We start from the raw sequence: 17,042 nt of genomic DNA on the forward strand, positions 1-17,042 counted from the left end.
TAATTACTCACTACCTTGGTTGAATAAAAACTGCCCGATTAATTCTTCAAGTACAATGGCAGACTTAGTATCAGTGATTGAATCGCCATCACCTAGTGCTTTACTTTCCACACCAAATAAATCGTCAATTGCTTCATCTTGCTTGTTTTCTGTCACTGTTTCGCCTAAACAACGTTGCTTAGCAGAATCTGGAGAAATTACAGGGTGAATACCTAAGTACTGCTCACCTAAAATACCCGACGTTAAAATAGAGATTGAGCTTGTGTCTGAAAAACGACATAAGTACTGTGCGTCAATGGTCATATTAACGACTGGTAAAAACTCTTGTGGGTGAACATAAATTGATTCAACACGGCCAATTACAACACCACCTACTTTTACTGGCGCACGCGCTTTTAACGAGCCGATGTTTTCAAACTTGGCATTAAGCGTATATGTTTCGCCAGAGCCACTAATACCTGAATTGGCAACTTTAAGTGCAAGCATCGCAAAAGCTAAAATGCCAAGTGCTACAAAAAAACCAACTAAAATTTCTAATTTCCGTGAATTCATTATCTATACCCTATTAGCTGGTAAACATTACCGCTGTCAAAATAAAGTCAAAACCTAAAACTGCTAATGACGAATGAACAACCGTTTCGGTGGTTGCTTTGCTGATCCCTTCTGAGGTCGGCACACAGTCATATCCTTTATAAAGCGCAATCCAGGTCACCACTATGGCAAATACAAAGCTTTTAATAATACCGTTTAGTATGTCTTGCTGAAACGACACTTGCGATTGCATGATTGACCAAAAACTACCTGTATCAACTCCCAGCCAATCTACCCCCACTAAATGAGCGCCTATAATTGCTACAGCTGAAAATATCAATGCAAGCAATGGCATGCTTATAAAACCCGCCCAAAAGCGCGGTGCAATAATACGTTTTAGCGGATCGATTGCCATCATCTCAAGTGATGAAAGTTGCTCTGTAGCTTTCATTAAGCCAATTTCAGCGGTCAAAGCGCTACCTGCGCGTCCTGCAAATAATAATGCAGTAACAACCGGGCCTAGTTCTCGCAATAAGCTCAGTGCCACTAACGGCCCTAAACTATCCTCAGCGCCATAACCAACCAATACGGTGTAACCTTGTAAAGCCAACACCATACCGATAAACAAACCCGACACCATAATAATGAGTAACGATTGCGAACCAACCATATAGAGCTGGCGAACAAGTAACGGTGTGCCTTTTTTAAAATTAGGAACATGCGCTAATGCACTAAACAGCATATAAGCAGAACGACCAAGGGCCGCAAAGCGTCCTAGCGTTTTATGCCCTAGCTTTTGAAATAAATCCAACATTATGCTTTTTCTCCAAGTAGTTCGTCTGCATAAGCCTGAGCCGGAAAATGAAATGGTACAGGACCATCCGACAAGCCTTTTAAAAACTGTTGAACTAAAGGAGATTCATGATTACGCATTTCATCTGGAGTACCAGAACCAATTACCCCTTGATCGGCGATAATTATAACGTGTTCGGCAATACTCATTACCTCTGTTACATCGTGCGTCACGATTAAAGACGATAAACCTAATACTTCGTTGAGCGACTTAATTAGCTTAACCAATACGCCCATCGAAATAGGATCTTGCCCTGCAAATGGTTCATCGTACATGATTAGCTCTGGATCAAGTGCTATAGCGCGTGCAAGTGCAGCACGCCTTGCCATACCGCCGGATAACTCAGATGGCATTAAATCTTTAGCGCCACGTAGTCCAACCGCTTGCAGTTTCATTAACACAACTAATCGAATCAGGTCTTCACTTAGCTTTGTGTGCTCTCTTATAGGAAACGCGATATTGTCAAATACCGACATATCAGTAAACAACGCACCACTTTGAAAAAGCATACTCATTTTAGTACGTGCTTCGTATAACTCTTTACGAGACATTTTAGGAATGCTGCCACCTTCAAATAAAATATCACCTGAATCTGGTTTAAGCTGACCACCAATTAAACGCAACATAGTGGTTTTGCCAATTCCGCTTGGCCCCATAATCGCAGTAATTTTACCTTTAGGAACGCTAAAACTCATATTTTTATATATGGTTCTATTGCCTCTCGAAAAGCTAACATCCTTGACTTCTACTATTGATTGCGACAAGTCGCTCTCCATAAAAATGTTCACTAGTGCCCCTATTTTAAAGCTTTTTTGTCAAAGATGGAAAAAACAATTCGTAAGATTTTGTAATACACCCATGAAAAGGATTATAAGACTCGCTCAAAACAGCTTAACCCCGGCTTAAATTTTTAAATTAGCTGTTTAAAAGCAACATTGTTACCTAGTTGACCTTACTCTTTTATTTATACTTTCATCTTGGCTTTTGTTACTATTCGCGCCATCCGTATTTTGTATAACTGGCTTAACACAATGGTTACCTCGTTTGTTATTTTAATTCTTGGTTTTGCAGCTCTTGTTTGGAGTGCCGATAGGTTTGTTTATGGGGCTGCGGCTCTTGCTAAAAACTTTGGTGTACCTACACTTATTGTTGGTTTGACCGTTGTAGCCATGGGCTCTTCAGCCCCTGAAATGATGGTTTCAGCCTCTGCCGCTTTAGCTAACAAAACCGACACAGCCGTTGGCAATGCTGTTGGCTCTAATATTACAAACATTTTACTTGTGTTAGGTATCACTGCTCTATTTCGCCCTCTTTCAGTTTCATCTAGTACGTTAAAACGTGAAATGCCATTAGTGATGCTCGTATCTTTAGCTACTTGGTATGTGTTCTCAGATAACTACTTTTCATTTAGTGAAGGTGTTGCGCTTTTAGTTGGCTTTATCGTATTCATCGGTGGGTTAATCATTGTATCTATGCGTGCAAAAAACCAAGATGACCCATTTGTCTCAGAAGCCTGCGACGATGTACCAAACGACGTACCTACTAAAAAAGCGGTATTTTGGTTAATTGTTGGCATGGTACTCTTGCCGGTTAGTTCTCATTTTTTAATCGGCTCAGCTGTTGATATTGCTAAATACTTCGGCTTAAGCGACTTAGTCATTGGTTTAACAATTATTGCCATTGGTACTAGCTTGCCGGAACTTGCCGCCTCGGTTGCAGGTGTACTTAAAAATGAAGATGATTTAGCACTAGGTAATATTGTTGGATCAAACATATTTAATATTTTAGCTGTATTACCTCTAGCAGGTATTATTAATCCTTCAGCAATTGATCCATCGTTAGTAAGCCGAGATATATTAATTATGATTGGTGCAACACTTGCTCTTATTATTATGTCATTGAACTTTAGAGGCACCCAGCGTATCAATAGGGTAGAAGGCGGCTTATTGCTAATAGCGTTTTTGGGTTACCAAGGGTATATTTTTAGTCAAGTAGGGTAAATGATGGCAACGCTAAACTTTATTGAACAAGGCCTTCGCGTTTTAGATGTTGAGCGCCAAGCACTTAGTGATATTGCACAATATGTAGATGAAAATTTTCATAACGCGTGCCAATTAATGTACGACTGTGAAGGCCGTATTATTGTTATTGGCATGGGAAAATCAGGCCATATTGGCAATAAAATAGCGGCAACCCTTGCAAGTACTGGCAGCCCAGCGTTTTTTGTTCACCCTGGTGAAGCAAGTCATGGTGATTTAGGTATGATCACTAAAAATGACGTGGTTATGCTTATTTCTAATTCAGGGGAAACCAGCGAAGTTTTAAATATCATTCCGGTTTTAAAACGACTTGGTGCCAAAATGATAGCGATGACTGGCAATACACAATCAACCATGGCAACCCTTGCTAATGTACATGTGTGCATTAAAGTAGAAAAAGAAGCTTGTTCATTGGGTCTAGCCCCTACATCAAGTACCACTGCAACGCTTGCGATGGGCGATGCCATGGCAGTTGCATTATTAGAAGCTCGCGGCTTTACAGCTGATGACTTCGCGCTATCTCACCCAGGTGGTAGTTTAGGCAAGCGCTTATTACTTACTTTAAAAGATGTTATGCACAGCGGCGCAAATACGCCTATTATTGATGTTTCACAAACAGTTAAAGATGCTCTAATAGAAATGTCAGCTAAAGGATTAGGTATGACAGCCATTGTTGATGAAAATCAGCAACTCGTAGGGTTATTTACCGATGGTGACTTACGTCGCATTTTAGAACAAAGAATTGATATTCATACAACACAAATAGATGTTGTTATGACTAAGTCATGCACTACAGCTACGCAAGATATTTTAGCCGCTGAAGCGCTCAATATTATGGAACGTAAACGTATAAATGGCCTAATCGTCGTCAATGAGAAAAACCAACCTATTGGCGCATTAAATATGCAAGACCTATTAAAAGCAGGAGTGTTATAAATGCAATTTGAAGAACTCTATCAACCGCTGAGCGATGATGCAAAAGCACGCGCTAAAAAAGTAAAACTACTTATATGCGATATTGATGGTGTATTTTCTGATGGCCGTATTTACCTTGGCAATCAAGGTGAAGAGCTAAAAGCATTTAATACAAAAGATGGTTTTGGCATTAAAGCACTTATAAACAGTGGCTTTGAAGTAGCTGTTATTACTGGTCGTCATTCACAGATAGTACAACAACGTATGAGCAGCTTAACCGTACAGCATATTTATCAAGGCCAAGAAAATAAGCTCATTGCCTATCAAGAATTAAAAGATAAACTCAACCTTAGCGATGAACAAATTGCTTATATTGGTGATGACGGTCCTGACATGCCTGTTATGGAGTTAGTAGGCTTTGCCGTTGCAGTAAATGATGCCCACCCTCTTATTAAGCGTTTGTCACATTATGTAACGCAAATGCCTGGTGGTTTTGGCGCTGTGAGAGAACTCACCGATTTGCTCATGCTTGAAAATGGTAAAGCATTGACTACACAAGGCACTAGTTCATGAATGCAGCGCGCATAATATTAAGCGTTTTATTCATTAGCTGTATGGTTTGGCTTTGGTACCCTTATTTTACACAAACAAATATTGTGCCTCAGGCTGAGCCTGAAGTTGTTGCTAAGCCTGATTACATAGCTATTGAGCTCAAACAAACAGCCTATGATGAGCAAGGTAAAATTAGCCACAAAGTCACTGCGGCTAAAATGGAGCTATACCAGCAATTAGGTTTCACGTTTTTTGAAAAACCCATTTTTACTTTATATAACGAGCAACAAACGTGGCAAATAAATGCAGACGAAGCAACATTATATGAAGATAAACAATTAATTTTAGAAGGTAATGTGGTTGCCAAAAATTTAACCGATAACGCCATGATAGACAAAATCAATGCTGATAATATTCAGGTTGATATAAAGTTATTAACAATGCGTTCGGAGCAACCCGTCATTATCACTGGACCCAATTTAAAAATCACCGGTAAAGGCCTAGAAGCCGACTTGAAAACCGAAGTGATAAAACTAATTAACCATACGCGAACCATATATTATGACCAATAAAATATTAAAATCACTTATAATTCCTACACTTATACTAGCGTTTAATAGTAGTGCTGCAGAGCAAAACACGCAACCTGCTGCCAATCAAATTTCAATAAGTGCCGACAAGCAAGAAGGTCAATTGAAAGCTAATGTGGGTATTTTTGAGAAAAACGTTGAGATTATTCACGGTAATCGCCGCATTACAGCCGATCGCCTCGAAGTACACAAACGTGATGAACTTGGTGATAATAAACAATTATTAATTGCCACAGGTAGCCCTGCGCACTTTGAAGAAAAGCAACCAGACGGCACGACTATGAGCGCCAGTGCTGACGAAGTACGTTATGATGTATCTAAGCGTTTTTTAACGCTTGTTGGTAATGCACAAGTATCGCAAGCCGGACAAAAAATAAATGCTAAAAGCATTACCTACGACATAGAGCAGCAGCTCATCAGTGCCGAAAAAGATGAAAACTCAACTGACCGCGTTCACACAATTTTAGTACCGATCGAAACTAAAAAAAGTAAAAAAGGCGATAAAGGTCAACCATGAGCACATTAAAAGCAGAACTATTGGCAAAAAGCTATAAAGGTCGTGAAGTTGTAAAAAACGTCGGCCTTGAAGTACAAGCTGGCAGTATAGTTGGCTTACTTGGCCCTAACGGTGCTGGTAAAACAACGACTTTTTATATGATTGTAGGGCTTGTTCCTAGCGACAAAGGTAAAATATCTATTGATGATAACGATATTACTCTTTTACCTATGCATAGTCGTGCTAGATTAGGCATAGGCTACTTACCACAAGAGTCATCGATTTTTAGAAAGCTGACTGTTTATCAAAACTTAATGGCCATTTTAGAAACGCGCAAAGAACTAAATAAACAAGCCAGAGAAGACACGCTCAATAACTTATTAGATGAATTTAGCATACAACACATTCGTGATAGCCAAGGTATGGCATTATCGGGGGGAGAACGTCGTCGTGTAGAAATAGCACGAGCGCTGGCAGCAGATCCTAAATTTATATTACTGGATGAACCGTTTGCCGGTGTTGACCCTATTTCGGTATTAGATATAAAGAAAATAATAGAACATCTTAAAAATCGTGGGATTGGTGTATTAATTACCGACCATAACGTAAGAGAGACCCTTGATGTTTGTGAAAAAGCCTACATTGTTTCTCATGGGGAGCTGATTGCATCAGGTACTCCAGAACACGTATTAAATGATAAAACAGTACGCGATGTTTACTTAGGCGAGCAATTTAGGCTGTAACATTTACGCCATGTCTTTAAGCATCTGCTAGTATTAATTATAACAACATAAAAGGATTGTTAGAGATACATGAGGCAATCACTACAGCTGCGCATGGGCCAGCAACTTACAATGACTCCACAGTTGCAACAAGCTATTCGTTTGTTGCAACTCAGTACATTGGATCTCCAGCAAGAAATACAAGAAGCTCTCGACAGTAATCCACTATTAGAGGTTGAAGAGGCAGACTATTCCGAAGACGCTGCTGGTAAAAACGAGCAAAAAGCTGATACCGATGACATAACTGTTAGCGCATCTGCTGATGATGCTCCGAGCGAATACGAACAAGATACTGGTGAAGCACTTGCAAAAGACACGCTAAGTGACGACATGGCTATGGATGTCAGTTGGGATGAGTACATGAGTGCCGCTCCTGCAGCCTCATCAGGTCCAATGCCTGAAGACGAATCAATATACCAAGGCGCCTCTACTGAAACGCTCCATGAGTATTTAATGTGGCAATTACAACTAACGCCATTTAGCCCTACAGACGAAGCTATTGCTATTGCTATTGTAGAAGCTGTCGATGATTCAGGTATTTTAACACTAAGCTGCGAAGAGATTTTAGAAAGCTTTAATCAAGAAAACGAAGATGATAACGAAGTCGAACTTGATGAAATTGAAGCGGTATTAAAACGCATCCAACTGTTTGATCCTGTTGGTATTGCTGCACGTAGTTTACAAGAGTGTTTGTGTATTCAGCTTAATCAATTTGATAAAGAAACACCTTATATTAATGAAACGAAAATGATTTTAACCGAGCATATTGATCTATTAGCAGCTCGCGACTATCGTACATTAATGAAAAAAACTAAGCTCAAAGAAGAAGAGCTTAAAGAAGTAATGACACTAATACATACTCTCAACCCAAAACCTGCAGATACTATTGTAAGGGAAGAATCTGAGTATGTTATTCCTGATGTGTCAGTTAAAAAAATTAAAGGCCGCTGGGTTGTCGAATTAAACCCAGATAGCATGCCTAAAATTCGTGTTAATAGCCAATACGCAGCAATGTCTCGCACTGTAAAATCAAGTGGCGACAGCCAGTTTATTCGCTCACATTTACAAGAAGCTAAATGGTTTATTAAAAGCTTAGAAAGTAGAAACGACACGCTATTAAAAGTTACTAATTGTATTGTTAAGCAACAACAAGGCTTTTTTGAACATGGCCCTGAAGCCATGAAACCAATGGTTTTAAATGATGTTGCTGAAATGGTAGAAATGCACGAATCGACAATTTCTCGCGTAACTACTCAAAAGTACATGCATACACCCCGTGGTATATTTGAGCTTAAATATTTTTTCTCAAGCCATGTAAGTACTGAAAACGGTGGTGAATGTTCATCTACAGCAATACGTGCGCTTATCCGAAAATTAATCGCAGCAGAAAACTCAGCAAAACCATTGAGTGATAGCAAAATAGCGGATATATTGGCTGAGCAAGGAATTAAAGTAGCGAGACGTACAATCGCAAAATACCGCGAATCTCTTGCTATTCCACCGTCAAATCAGCGTAAAAGTCTGATTTAAGACGCTAAACTAAGAGGGTAATGCTTATGCAACTAAACTTAACTGGTCGTCACGTAGAATTAACCGATTCACTAAGAGACTATATTAATACTAAATTTGCGAAGCTTGAAAGACACTCTGATCATATTAATAATGTTCATGTCATTCTCGATGTAGAAAAATTAAATCAAAAAGCAGAAGCCACAATACACGTAAGCGGTGCTGAGCTATTTGCCTCTACAGAACATCAAGATATGTATGCCGCTATTGACTCGTTGATCGACAAGCTCGATCGCCAAGTAATCAAACACAAAGAGAAGCTTGCTCGACACTAATATGATGAAATTAAGTTCACTTATATGCCAGGACTGCAGCAAAGCTGCGGTCCTTTTTAATAGCAAAAAAAGAATTTTAGAGTTCATTAGCGAACTTGCTCACGACAAACTTCCGTATTTACCGCAACAAGATATTCTTAATGCTTTAATGAGCAGAGAGAAATTAGGTAGTACAGGTATAGGACGTGGCATTGCTATTCCTCATGGAAGAATGAGCGGTGCAGAAGAGCCTTTGGCTTTAGTGCTCGTTAGCGAAACTCCAATAAACTTTGATGCAATCGATAATCGCCCTGTTGATATTTTTGTCGCACTCATCATACCAGATGGCGATAACCAGCAGCACTTAAAGACTCTAGCAACCATTGCTGATAAACTAAACAACAAAGATTTTTGTAAACAGTTACGCAGTGCAAAATCTGATACTGAGCTTTACCAAGTTATTGTTGATCAATCATAGTTTTATAAAGGGTGTTAAATGGAGTTAATTATCATAAGCGGCCGTTCTGGTTCTGGAAAGTCGGTTGCTTTGCGCGTTGTAGAAGATTTAGGTTATTATTGCGTAGATAATATTCCAGTAAACCTACTACCTTCATTAGTTCGCAGTGTGTCTGATAGCTACGATAAAATTGCTGTTAGCATAGACGTGCGCAACATCCCTAAAGAACAAGATGAATTTAACGATATTCTTGAATACTTACCAGGCTTTGCAAACCCTACGTTATTTTATTTAGATAGCGACGATCAGACATTGATCAAACGCTTTTCTGAAACACGCAGATTACACCCACTATCAATAGACTCGTTGCCGCTTGATTTAGCCATCAAAAAAGAAAAAGAATTACTTGATGTATTAACCACTCGCGCCGACTTTATGATAGATACGACTGATTTAAGTGTTCATCAACTCGCTGAATCTATTCGTGAAAAGATTTTAGGTAAAAAAGATAAGCAACTGATTGTCACATTTGAATCATTTGGTTTTAAACACGGTATACCAAAAGAAGCAGACTACGTATTTGATGCACGCTTTTTACCAAATCCACACTGGGAACCAGAGTTGAAGCCTTTAAATGGGTTAGATCAACCGGTTAAAGACTATTTAGCTAATCACAGCATAGTGCAAAAATTCACATGGCAAATTCAAACATTTGTACAAACGTGGTTACCGCATTTAGAACGAAATAACCGCAGTTATTTAACCATTGCTATTGGGTGTACAGGTGGGCAACATCGCTCTGTGTATTTAGCGCAAACTATCGGTGAAAGTTTTGCAATGACACATCCCAATGTAAAAATTCGCCATCGCGAACAAGAAAAATAATATAGCTGAATAATCACCTGTTCAGCTTAGGTAGAGTAAGTTATGCATTGTGAAGATACCTTTTTAATAAAAAACAAATTAGGCTTACACGCCAGAGCAGCTACTGTGCTTGCGCAATTAGCAGTACAATTTGATGCGACAATCACATTATTCCAAGATGACAAAGAAGCAGCAGGCGATAGCGTACTTGCATTAATGTTACTTGAAAGTAGCCAAGGAAAAGAAGTTAAAGTTGTTTGTAAAGGCCCTGATTCTGAGCAAGCTTTACACGCTGTTGGAGAATTAATAGCACAACGCTTTAATGAACAAGAATAACCTGTTTTATAAAAACAATATTCGCATTACTAGTGCTTCAATTAAAACAGATATATAAAATAAATAGGTTAGTAACGCCAGTTAACTCACCTCCCCCCATAAAGTAATATAACAATTTATAAAGGACGCCAATGCCAGAAGCTTTTGAACAAGATTATCCACTACAGCAACTAAAGCAGGTGACGAAGTCACTCAATAGTGGTCAATTTGTTCAAGTTAGGCGCATGCTCGCAAAAACGGCTCCTTGTGATACCGCATTATTATTAGAATCATCACCGCATAAAATTCGCCGACTGCTTTGGCAATTGGTCGATCCTGATGTGCAGGGTGATGTTCTTGAAGAATTATCTGAAGATGTTCGTTTAGGCATTATTGCCCAAATGGAACCTAAGCACATTGCCGCCGCAACTGAAGACATGGGCCACGATGACTTAGGTGAAGTATTACGTAGCCTGCCAGATACCGTCTATAAAGACGTTGTTAGCGCGATGGACATTCAAGACCGTGAACGTGCCACGCAAGCACTGTCATATCAAGAGCGTTCAGCAGGTGCGCTAATGAACACCGATACGGTGACCATTCGCCCTGATGTAACACTCGATGTTGTACTTCGTTATATTAGACTGCGTGGTGAGTTACCAGAGGGTACAGATGATTTATATGTTGTTGATAAACATAACTGCTTTATAGGCGCTTTATCGCTGAGTACATTATTAACTAATCCGCCAGAAAAAATTGTCCGCGATTTAATGGATGAAGATTGTGAGTCTATCCCAATCTCAATGGATGAAAGTGAAGTAGCGCAATTATTTGAGCGTCATAATTGGATATCGGCCCCAGTGGTGGACGATAACGACCAACTCCTCGGTCGTGTTACTATCGATGACATCGTTGATGTAATCCGAGAAGATGCCGAGCATAGCTTATTAAGCCTAGCCGGTCTTGATGATGAAGAGGATACATTCGCGCCAGTACTAAAAAGCTCTAAAAAACGCTCAGTTTGGCTAGGAGTTAACTTACTAACCGCACTTGCAGCTGCTTTTGTAGCTAGCTTTTTTGAAGGCACTTTAGATGTGCTCCCTATTTTGGCTGTGCTTAACGGTATTGTCCCTTCTATGGGTGGTGTTGCTGGTAGCCAATCATTAACGCTTGTTATCCGTGGTATTGCAGTAGGTCATATAAACCAAACAAACCAACGTTTCTTGATGATGAAAGAACTGGCCATTGGCGCGCTAAACGGTATTTTGTGGTCACTATTAATTGCGGGTGTTATTGCGCTATGGCAGTGGGACTTTATGCTTGGTGGCGTACTCGCCTTCGCTATGTTTATGAACTTAGTGGTGGCAGGTGTTGCTGGTGCAAGTATTCCAATAATTCTTAAAAGAATGAATATAGACCCTGCTCTTGCAGGGAGTGTGGTGCTAACCACAGTGACTGATATTGTTGGTATATTCGCCTTTTTAGGTACTGCTACATGGTTGCTGATATAAATTAAACGCTTTAAATGTAAAAAACTACAGCAAAAATACTTAGAGTAAATCAGTAGCTATGGCAACGGATACCAAACATAAAAATGACATACCTAAAAAAACGCTAAAACAAAAAAGCGTATCCATATTAAAAAGTCTACTGGTATATGGCTCTATATTTTTCGTCATTTATACCGCCGTCAATTGGTGGCGGCAACCTGTCATGCCAGCAAATCCTCAATTACAATTAATCGACTATAAAGGGCAAAACATTAATTTAGCAGCAATGAGCCAAGATAAACCCACGCTTGTGTATTTTTGGGGAACTTGGTGTCCTATTTGTAGTATTAACTCCCCTGCCATAAACGAACTCGCAAACGAGAATAAATACCCTGTTGTGAGCATCGCGATAAAATCAGGCTCTGATCAAGAGCTGCATGATTATTTAAATGAGCAAGGCTACAGCTTCAGTACTGTTAACGATCAACACGGGGAGATATTTTCCGATTGGCAGGGACAAGTCACGCCATCTTATATAATCTTAAAAGATAATAAAATGACGCAAGGACTCACCGGCATTCAGCCATTATGGTCACTTAAATTGCGTTTGTGGTTATCATCAATGCTTTAAAAAAAAGCTAAACTTAGCACAGGATATCTAAAGAGAGGGGGCTCTAAAACCTCACTCTTTATCACCTACAATAAAATAGATAATAAAGAGCAAGGCTTACTTAATTTGCGTATGAAAAAGCGCGTACCGCAATTAGCCTTATCTATTAGCAAATAAAATTACTAACGTGTACTTTGACGATTACCGCCTACTTTTGGCTTAGTGTTTGCCTTTTTAAATTGGCTAAAACCAGTATGTCGCGTTAGTGCCGGACGCCCACTTTTTTTACCACCTTTACCTGCTTTTTCATCGCGCCCTTCTTCTGGCACTAAACAGTTAGGCCCTTTACCAATTAAATTAGCTTTACCCATTTTACGTAGAGCTTCACGTATCATTGGCCAACCAGCTGCATCGTGGTAGCGTAAAATAGCTTTATGTAATCTACGTTGGCGTGCGCCTTTAGGTACAGGAACAACTTCTGAGTTGTTTTTTATATTACGCAAAGAGTTCATCTCTGTATGGTAAATAGTCGTCGCATTAGCCATAGGTGATGGGTAAAAATTTTGTACCTGATCAAGCTTAAAGTCGTTTGATTTAAGCCATAAAGCCATGTTTACCATGTCTTCATCTTTTGTACCTGGGTGAGCAGATATAAAGTAAGGAATTAAATACTGCTTTTTACCAGCTTCTTTAGAGTACTTATCAAATAGTTCTTTAAATTGATCGTACGCTCCCATACCTGGTTTCATCATTTTTGATAATGGACCATCCTCTGTATGCTCTGGCGCTATTTTTAAGTAACCGCCTACATGATGCGTTACTAATTCTTTAACGTAACGCGGGTCGCGTACAGCTAAATCGTAACGTACACCTGAAGCAATCAATACCTTTTTAATACCCTTAACTTCACGTGCTTTTTTATACAAATCTATTGTTGGCGTATGATCTGTATCCATGTGTTTACAAATATCTGGATACACACATGATAAGCGTCTACAGGTACTCTCGGCCTTTTTACTAGTACAGCGCAGCTTATACATATTCGCCGTTGGGCCACCTAAATCAGAAATAACACCAGTAAAGCCGGGAACTTTATCTCTAATTTGTTCAATTTCTTCAATAATAGATTCTTGCGAACGACTTTGAATAATGCGCCCTTCATGCTCTGTAATTGAGCAAAACGAACAACCACCAAAACAGCCACGCATAATATTAACAGACGTTTTAATCATATCGTAAGCAGGGATTTTAGCATCACCATAACTTGGGTGAGGAATACGCTGATACGGCAAACCAAATACAGCATCCATTTCATGTGTTTCTAATGGATATGCTGGCGGGTTTACCCAAATAGAGCGATCGCCATGTCGTTGGTAAAGCGCCCTTGCACAACCAGGGTTTGTTTCTTGGTGTAAAATGCGCGAGGCATGGGCGTATAGAGGTTTGTTAACACTTACTTGCTCATATGCAGGTAACTTAACATAGGTTTTTTCCCACGGCTTAGGACGTGCAGGCTGAACCATGATTGGTTTTGCCGCTTCTGCTTTTAAATCAATACCCGCTTGTTTAAATTCTGATTTACTACAGCCAACATCATCCGCGCCATATGGGTTTGGAATAGGGTCGATTTTACCAATTTTATCAATAGCGGTAGAATCACTGCCACGCCAACCAGGTAGAGGCTCTTTTCGAATAACAGCCGTGCCGCGAATATCCTGAATCGTATCCATCGTTTCACCCGCCGCAATACGGTGTGCAACTTCAACTAGCGGGCGCTCTGCGTTACCGTAAATTAAAATATCGGCTTTTGCATCAAATAAAATACTACGACGTACTTTTTCCTGCCAATAGTCGTAATGAGCAATACGGCGAAGGCTGGCTTCAATACCGCCAATAACAATTGGGATACCTTTGTATGCTTCACGGCATTTTTGCGAGTAAATCATCACGGCGCGATCTGGGCGCTTACCGCCAACGTTATTAGGCGTGTAAGCATCATCGTGGCGCATGCGTTTTTCCGCTGTATAGCGGTTGATCATCGAATCCATGTTGCCGGCTGTTACACCAAAAAATAAATTCGGTCTGCCGAGCTCCATAAATGCATCTTTAGAGTCCCATGCAGGTTGGGCAATAATCCCCACTCTAAAGCCTTGCGCTTCAAGTACACGGCCAATTACCGCCATCCCAAAACTAGGATGATCAACATACGCATCACCACTAATTATTATTATGTCGCAACTATCCCAGCCAAGTGCATCCATTTCTTCACGTGTAGTTGGTAAAAATGGCGCGGTGCCATAACATTCAGCCCAGTATTTAGGGTATGAAAATAAGGCGCGCTTAGCTTTGAGTGTGCTCATAATTGTGGCCGTAGAATAACAAAAGGCGCGAATTATACCCTACTAAATTCTTTATATATACAAAGTAGTCAAAGCATATCGCGCTTTAAATTCTAAATCGTTCATTAGCTTAAATAATAAGTTAATCTTTTTTTAGCGTTTATTTATAAATTCTATCAATTCATGCTCAGGCATGGGTTTAGCATACATAAAACCTTGTACCTCATCACAGCCTAAGTTTTTTAAGAACTGAGCTTGTTCTTGTGTTTCAACGCCTTCAGCAATCGTTTTTAAACCCAACTTAGCACCAAGAGAAATAACTAAGGCAGCAATAGCGCCAGTGTCATCATTTGGCAGATCTTTAATAAATGCACGATCTATTTTCAATCTATCCAAGGGTAAACTTTGTATATAACTAAGCGATGAAAAGCCAGTCCCAAAGTCATCAATAGCAACTTCCATCCCTAGCTCTTGAAGCTCTCTAAGTGTATTAATAACAGTTTCGAGTTCATCCATTACTACGCTTTCAGTGACTTCTAATTCTATGTTTTTTGGCTTAACGCCATATTTTAATAATGTATTTTTAACTTTTTGAGCATAACCTTTTACTTTAAACTGCGGAACAGACACATTAACCGCAATACAAATTTCGGTGCCCATATTTTCTAGGCGCTTTTGTTGTTGGCAAGCTTGCTCTAAAACCCACTGCCCTATATCAACAATCAAGCCCGCATCTTCTGCAAGTGGAACAAATACCGCTGGCGATATATACGACCCATTACCGGTAGGCCACCTAAGTAATGCCTCACACCCAATTAGAGACAAGTCATCTAATGAAAGTTGAGGTTGATACCATACCTCTAACTTGTTTCGAGCAAAATCATGGCGTAATTGCCTAATAATTCCTATGCGCCAAGCCATTTTATCTTGCATGTCTACACTGTAATAAATTCCCTCTTTGTGTTTTGTTTTTTTAGCTTGATTAAGTGCAATATAAGCAACTTTAAGTGTATCAATCCCGCTACTTTGAAAGTCTTGCTGTTGGCATAAACCCAATCTAAAATCGATAGGCAATGTATGCTCTTCTGCGCAAAATGGAACACCTAACTGCTCATTCAATTTTTTTAAGTCGAGTTCATCACGGCGAATAATAAAACCAAAAACATCAGCACCAATACGAGATAGTAACTTAGCTGTTGGGTAGTTTTCTTTTAACCTTTGCACAATGCCAATTAATACTTTATTGCCGACCTCTTGCCCTAAGCCATTATTAATATCTGCAAAATTAACTATATCAAGTAGTACAAATACATAATCATTCACGTGCGGCTTTTGATAACGCTCTACCCGTTCAATAAAATTGGTACGATTTGAAATACCTGTAAGCACATCTTTATAAGCTGCATCTCTTAACTTTACAAACAGCCTTATATTATCCAGGGCAACACTCACATTTGTTAAGAAGATTTCAGCAAACTGCAATTGTGCTTGCAAAGGAACATGGTCACATTCTATATATAAAGCCGCTTTTCTATGCTTACTTTTTAATACAAATGTTGCACTTGAGTCTGTATGTTGATGCTTTGATAAATCAAAACACAACTCAACTTGTTTAAATACTTTGCTATCAACATTAATTAATTTTTCACCAAAGTAGTCTTCGTAATGCCCACAACCACCTAATACTTGAATAAAGTCATCGCCGTCTAATTTGCTGCACACAAGCCCCCGAGGTGAACACTTTAAAATAATACTCATGTGCTTGATGATTTCTTTGCATAGTTGCTTAATATCAGTAAGCCCTAAAATAGACTTTGATGCAGAAACAATCGTGTTCATTGCATCACTTTGATATTCAAGCTGGCATACCTGCTCGTAAGAGCGAATAGCGGTTATGAGCGATGTTACTAATTTAGAGCGAGTGAGTTCTGTTTTAGTTTTATAATCATTTATATCGTATTCACGTATTACTTTTTCTTCTGGTATATTACCAGCTTGCCCTGTTCTTAAAATAATTCTCACATGTTGATTATTTAATTCGTCACGCACCCTTTTTACAACCTGCAAGCCAGCATCGTCAGTTTCCATAATAACGTCTAAAAAAATAACTGAAATATCGTTATTTTCAGCTAAAATCTCTATTGCTTCAGCTCCCGAATAGGCATCATGAAATCGCAAGCCTGCCCCCAAAAACTCAACCCCAGACAAAGCTAACTTTGTTACAGAGTGGATCTCAGGTTCGTCATCAACAATTAAAATATCCCAAAACTTAGTCGGCTCAATTACTGCATCATCTTCATAGTCTTGTTCAAAAAATAAAAAATCGTTTTGATCTGACGACATTCGCTCTCCTAGGTAGCAATTTATAAATTATTTTTGGTTTATA

General features: G+C 39.3%; 18 protein-coding genes. 13 read left to right on the top strand and 5 right to left on the bottom strand.

Annotated elements, in window-relative coordinates; translation table 11 throughout:
• Positions 1-3 precede the first annotated feature (3 nt).
• Genes mlaD through H5117_RS04115 form a run of 3 tightly spaced genes read right to left on the bottom strand, consistent with a single transcriptional unit; the run spans position 4 to position 2,160 of the window.
• The gene (mlaD, locus tag H5117_RS04105) at positions 4-552 is read right to left on the bottom strand and encodes an outer membrane lipid asymmetry maintenance protein MlaD (RefSeq protein WP_002957950.1); all 549 of its coding nucleotides are present in this window, start codon (positions 550-552) and stop codon (positions 4-6) included.
• Positions 553-565: 13 nt separating this feature from the next.
• Complete coding sequence (mlaE, locus tag H5117_RS04110; protein WP_002957949.1) at positions 566-1,345, bottom strand: lipid asymmetry maintenance ABC transporter permease subunit MlaE; 780 nt, start codon at positions 1,343-1,345, stop codon at positions 566-568.
• A complete protein-coding gene (locus tag H5117_RS04115) occupies positions 1,345-2,160 on the bottom strand; it encodes an ATP-binding cassette domain-containing protein (RefSeq protein WP_080945050.1) in 816 nt (271 codons plus the stop codon). Before H5117_RS04115 ends, mlaE begins: the two co-directional genes overlap by 1 nt.
• A 255-nt stretch (positions 2,161-2,415) precedes the next feature.
• Here H5117_RS04115 and H5117_RS04120 point away from each other — a divergent pair, with 255 nt between their 5' ends.
• The 13 genes from H5117_RS04120 (at position 2,416) to H5117_RS04180 (ending at position 12,338) form a co-directional block, all read left to right on the top strand.
• Complete coding sequence (locus tag H5117_RS04120) at positions 2,416-3,384, top strand: calcium/sodium antiporter (RefSeq protein ID WP_182692636.1); 969 nt, start codon at positions 2,416-2,418, stop codon at positions 3,382-3,384.
• A gap of 3 nt (positions 3,385-3,387) precedes the next feature.
• Positions 3,388-4,359 (top strand): KpsF/GutQ family sugar-phosphate isomerase, encoded by a 972-nt coding sequence (locus H5117_RS04125; RefSeq protein ID WP_002957946.1) that lies wholly within the window; start codon positions 3,388-3,390, stop codon positions 4,357-4,359.
• On the top strand, positions 4,360-4,911 hold the full coding sequence (gene kdsC, locus H5117_RS04130; protein WP_007580311.1) for a 3-deoxy-manno-octulosonate-8-phosphatase KdsC: 552 nt from the start codon (positions 4,360-4,362) through the stop codon (positions 4,909-4,911).
• A complete protein-coding gene (gene lptC, locus H5117_RS04135; RefSeq protein WP_002957944.1) occupies positions 4,908-5,462 on the top strand; it encodes an LPS export ABC transporter periplasmic protein LptC in 555 nt (184 codons plus the stop codon). The genes kdsC and lptC overlap by 4 nt, the downstream gene beginning before the upstream one ends.
• Complete coding sequence (gene lptA, locus H5117_RS04140) at positions 5,452-5,997, top strand: lipopolysaccharide transport periplasmic protein LptA (protein ID WP_182736242.1); 546 nt, start codon at positions 5,452-5,454, stop codon at positions 5,995-5,997. Before lptC ends, lptA begins: the two co-directional genes overlap by 11 nt.
• Entirely contained in the window at positions 5,994-6,719 is a 726-nt protein-coding gene (lptB, locus tag H5117_RS04145) for an LPS export ABC transporter ATP-binding protein (protein WP_002957942.1), read from the top strand. The genes lptA and lptB overlap by 4 nt, the downstream gene beginning before the upstream one ends.
• Before the next feature lie 69 nt (positions 6,720-6,788).
• Positions 6,789-8,288, top strand: a complete 1,500-nt coding sequence (locus tag H5117_RS04150; protein ID WP_002957941.1) for an RNA polymerase factor sigma-54 — start codon at positions 6,789-6,791, stop codon at positions 8,286-8,288.
• A 26-nt stretch (positions 8,289-8,314) separates the two neighbouring features.
• Positions 8,315-8,602 carry a ribosome hibernation promoting factor gene (hpf, locus tag H5117_RS04155; protein WP_007580301.1) on the top strand — a complete coding sequence of 96 codons (288 nt, stop codon included), beginning with the start codon at positions 8,315-8,317 and terminating at the stop codon, positions 8,600-8,602.
• 4 nt (positions 8,603-8,606) lie between these two features.
• A complete protein-coding gene (gene ptsN, locus H5117_RS04160) occupies positions 8,607-9,059 on the top strand; it encodes a PTS IIA-like nitrogen regulatory protein PtsN (protein ID WP_182736352.1) in 453 nt (150 codons plus the stop codon).
• Positions 9,060-9,077: 18 nt separating this feature from the next.
• Positions 9,078-9,923, top strand: a complete 846-nt coding sequence (gene rapZ / locus H5117_RS04165; protein ID WP_002957938.1) for an RNase adapter RapZ — start codon at positions 9,078-9,080, stop codon at positions 9,921-9,923.
• Between the two features lie 42 nt (positions 9,924-9,965).
• A complete protein-coding gene (locus tag H5117_RS04170; protein WP_002957937.1) occupies positions 9,966-10,238 on the top strand; it encodes an HPr family phosphocarrier protein in 273 nt (90 codons plus the stop codon).
• A 131-nt stretch (positions 10,239-10,369) separates the two neighbouring features.
• Positions 10,370-11,728 (top strand): magnesium transporter, encoded by a 1,359-nt coding sequence (gene mgtE, locus H5117_RS04175; protein WP_002957935.1) that lies wholly within the window; start codon positions 10,370-10,372, stop codon positions 11,726-11,728.
• A gap of 202 nt (positions 11,729-11,930) precedes the next feature.
• The gene (locus H5117_RS04180) at positions 11,931-12,338 is read left to right on the top strand and encodes a protein disulfide oxidoreductase (protein ID WP_259404239.1); all 408 of its coding nucleotides are present in this window, start codon (positions 11,931-11,933) and stop codon (positions 12,336-12,338) included.
• A 161-nt stretch (positions 12,339-12,499) separates the two neighbouring features.
• On the opposite strand, the gene H5117_RS04185 is transcribed toward H5117_RS04180, so the two are convergent.
• Both H5117_RS04185 and H5117_RS04190 read right to left on the bottom strand, forming a co-directional pair.
• Entirely contained in the window at positions 12,500-14,677 is a 2,178-nt protein-coding gene (locus tag H5117_RS04185; RefSeq protein WP_149602129.1) for a YgiQ family radical SAM protein, read from the bottom strand.
• A gap of 132 nt (positions 14,678-14,809) precedes the next feature.
• Positions 14,810-16,999, bottom strand: coding sequence for an EAL domain-containing protein (locus tag H5117_RS04190; protein ID WP_182736244.1), 2,190 nt, complete (start codon positions 16,997-16,999; stop codon positions 14,810-14,812).
• Between the last annotated feature and the right edge of the window lie 43 nt (positions 17,000-17,042).

The sequence above is a fragment of the Pseudoalteromonas sp. SG45-1 genome, assembly GCF_014164135.1.
In the GTDB taxonomy this organism is placed as follows: domain Bacteria; phylum Pseudomonadota; class Gammaproteobacteria; order Enterobacterales; family Alteromonadaceae; genus Pseudoalteromonas; species Pseudoalteromonas distincta.

Excerpts from the sequence above, each read along its gene's own strand:
- mlaD (WP_002957950.1), bottom strand. The coding sequence starts at position 552 with ATGAATTCACGGAAATTAGAAATTTTAGTTGGTTTTTTTGTAGCACTT.
- mlaE (WP_002957949.1), bottom strand. The coding sequence starts at position 1,345 with ATGTTGGATTTATTTCAAAAGCTAGGGCATAAAACGCTAGGACGCTTT.
- H5117_RS04115 (WP_080945050.1), bottom strand. The coding sequence starts at position 2,160 with ATGGAGAGCGACTTGTCGCAATCAATAGTAGAAGTCAAGGATGTTAGC.
- H5117_RS04120 (WP_182692636.1), top strand. The coding sequence starts at position 2,416 with ATGGTTACCTCGTTTGTTATTTTAATTCTTGGTTTTGCAGCTCTTGTT.
- H5117_RS04125 (WP_002957946.1), top strand. The coding sequence starts at position 3,388 with ATGGCAACGCTAAACTTTATTGAACAAGGCCTTCGCGTTTTAGATGTT.
- kdsC (WP_007580311.1), top strand. The coding sequence starts at position 4,360 with ATGCAATTTGAAGAACTCTATCAACCGCTGAGCGATGATGCAAAAGCA.
- lptC (WP_002957944.1), top strand. The coding sequence starts at position 4,908 with ATGAATGCAGCGCGCATAATATTAAGCGTTTTATTCATTAGCTGTATG.
- lptA (WP_182736242.1), top strand. The coding sequence starts at position 5,452 with ATGACCAATAAAATATTAAAATCACTTATAATTCCTACACTTATACTA.
- lptB (WP_002957942.1), top strand. The coding sequence starts at position 5,994 with ATGAGCACATTAAAAGCAGAACTATTGGCAAAAAGCTATAAAGGTCGT.
- H5117_RS04150 (WP_002957941.1), top strand. The coding sequence starts at position 6,789 with ATGAGGCAATCACTACAGCTGCGCATGGGCCAGCAACTTACAATGACT.
- hpf (WP_007580301.1), top strand. The coding sequence starts at position 8,315 with ATGCAACTAAACTTAACTGGTCGTCACGTAGAATTAACCGATTCACTA.
- ptsN (WP_182736352.1), top strand. The coding sequence starts at position 8,607 with ATGAAATTAAGTTCACTTATATGCCAGGACTGCAGCAAAGCTGCGGTC.
- rapZ (WP_002957938.1), top strand. The coding sequence starts at position 9,078 with ATGGAGTTAATTATCATAAGCGGCCGTTCTGGTTCTGGAAAGTCGGTT.
- H5117_RS04170 (WP_002957937.1), top strand. The coding sequence starts at position 9,966 with ATGCATTGTGAAGATACCTTTTTAATAAAAAACAAATTAGGCTTACAC.
- mgtE (WP_002957935.1), top strand. The coding sequence starts at position 10,370 with ATGCCAGAAGCTTTTGAACAAGATTATCCACTACAGCAACTAAAGCAG.
- H5117_RS04180 (WP_259404239.1), top strand. The coding sequence starts at position 11,931 with ATGCCAGCAAATCCTCAATTACAATTAATCGACTATAAAGGGCAAAAC.
- H5117_RS04185 (WP_149602129.1), bottom strand. The coding sequence starts at position 14,677 with ATGAGCACACTCAAAGCTAAGCGCGCCTTATTTTCATACCCTAAATAC.
- H5117_RS04190 (WP_182736244.1), bottom strand. The coding sequence starts at position 16,999 with ATGTCGTCAGATCAAAACGATTTTTTATTTTTTGAACAAGACTATGAA.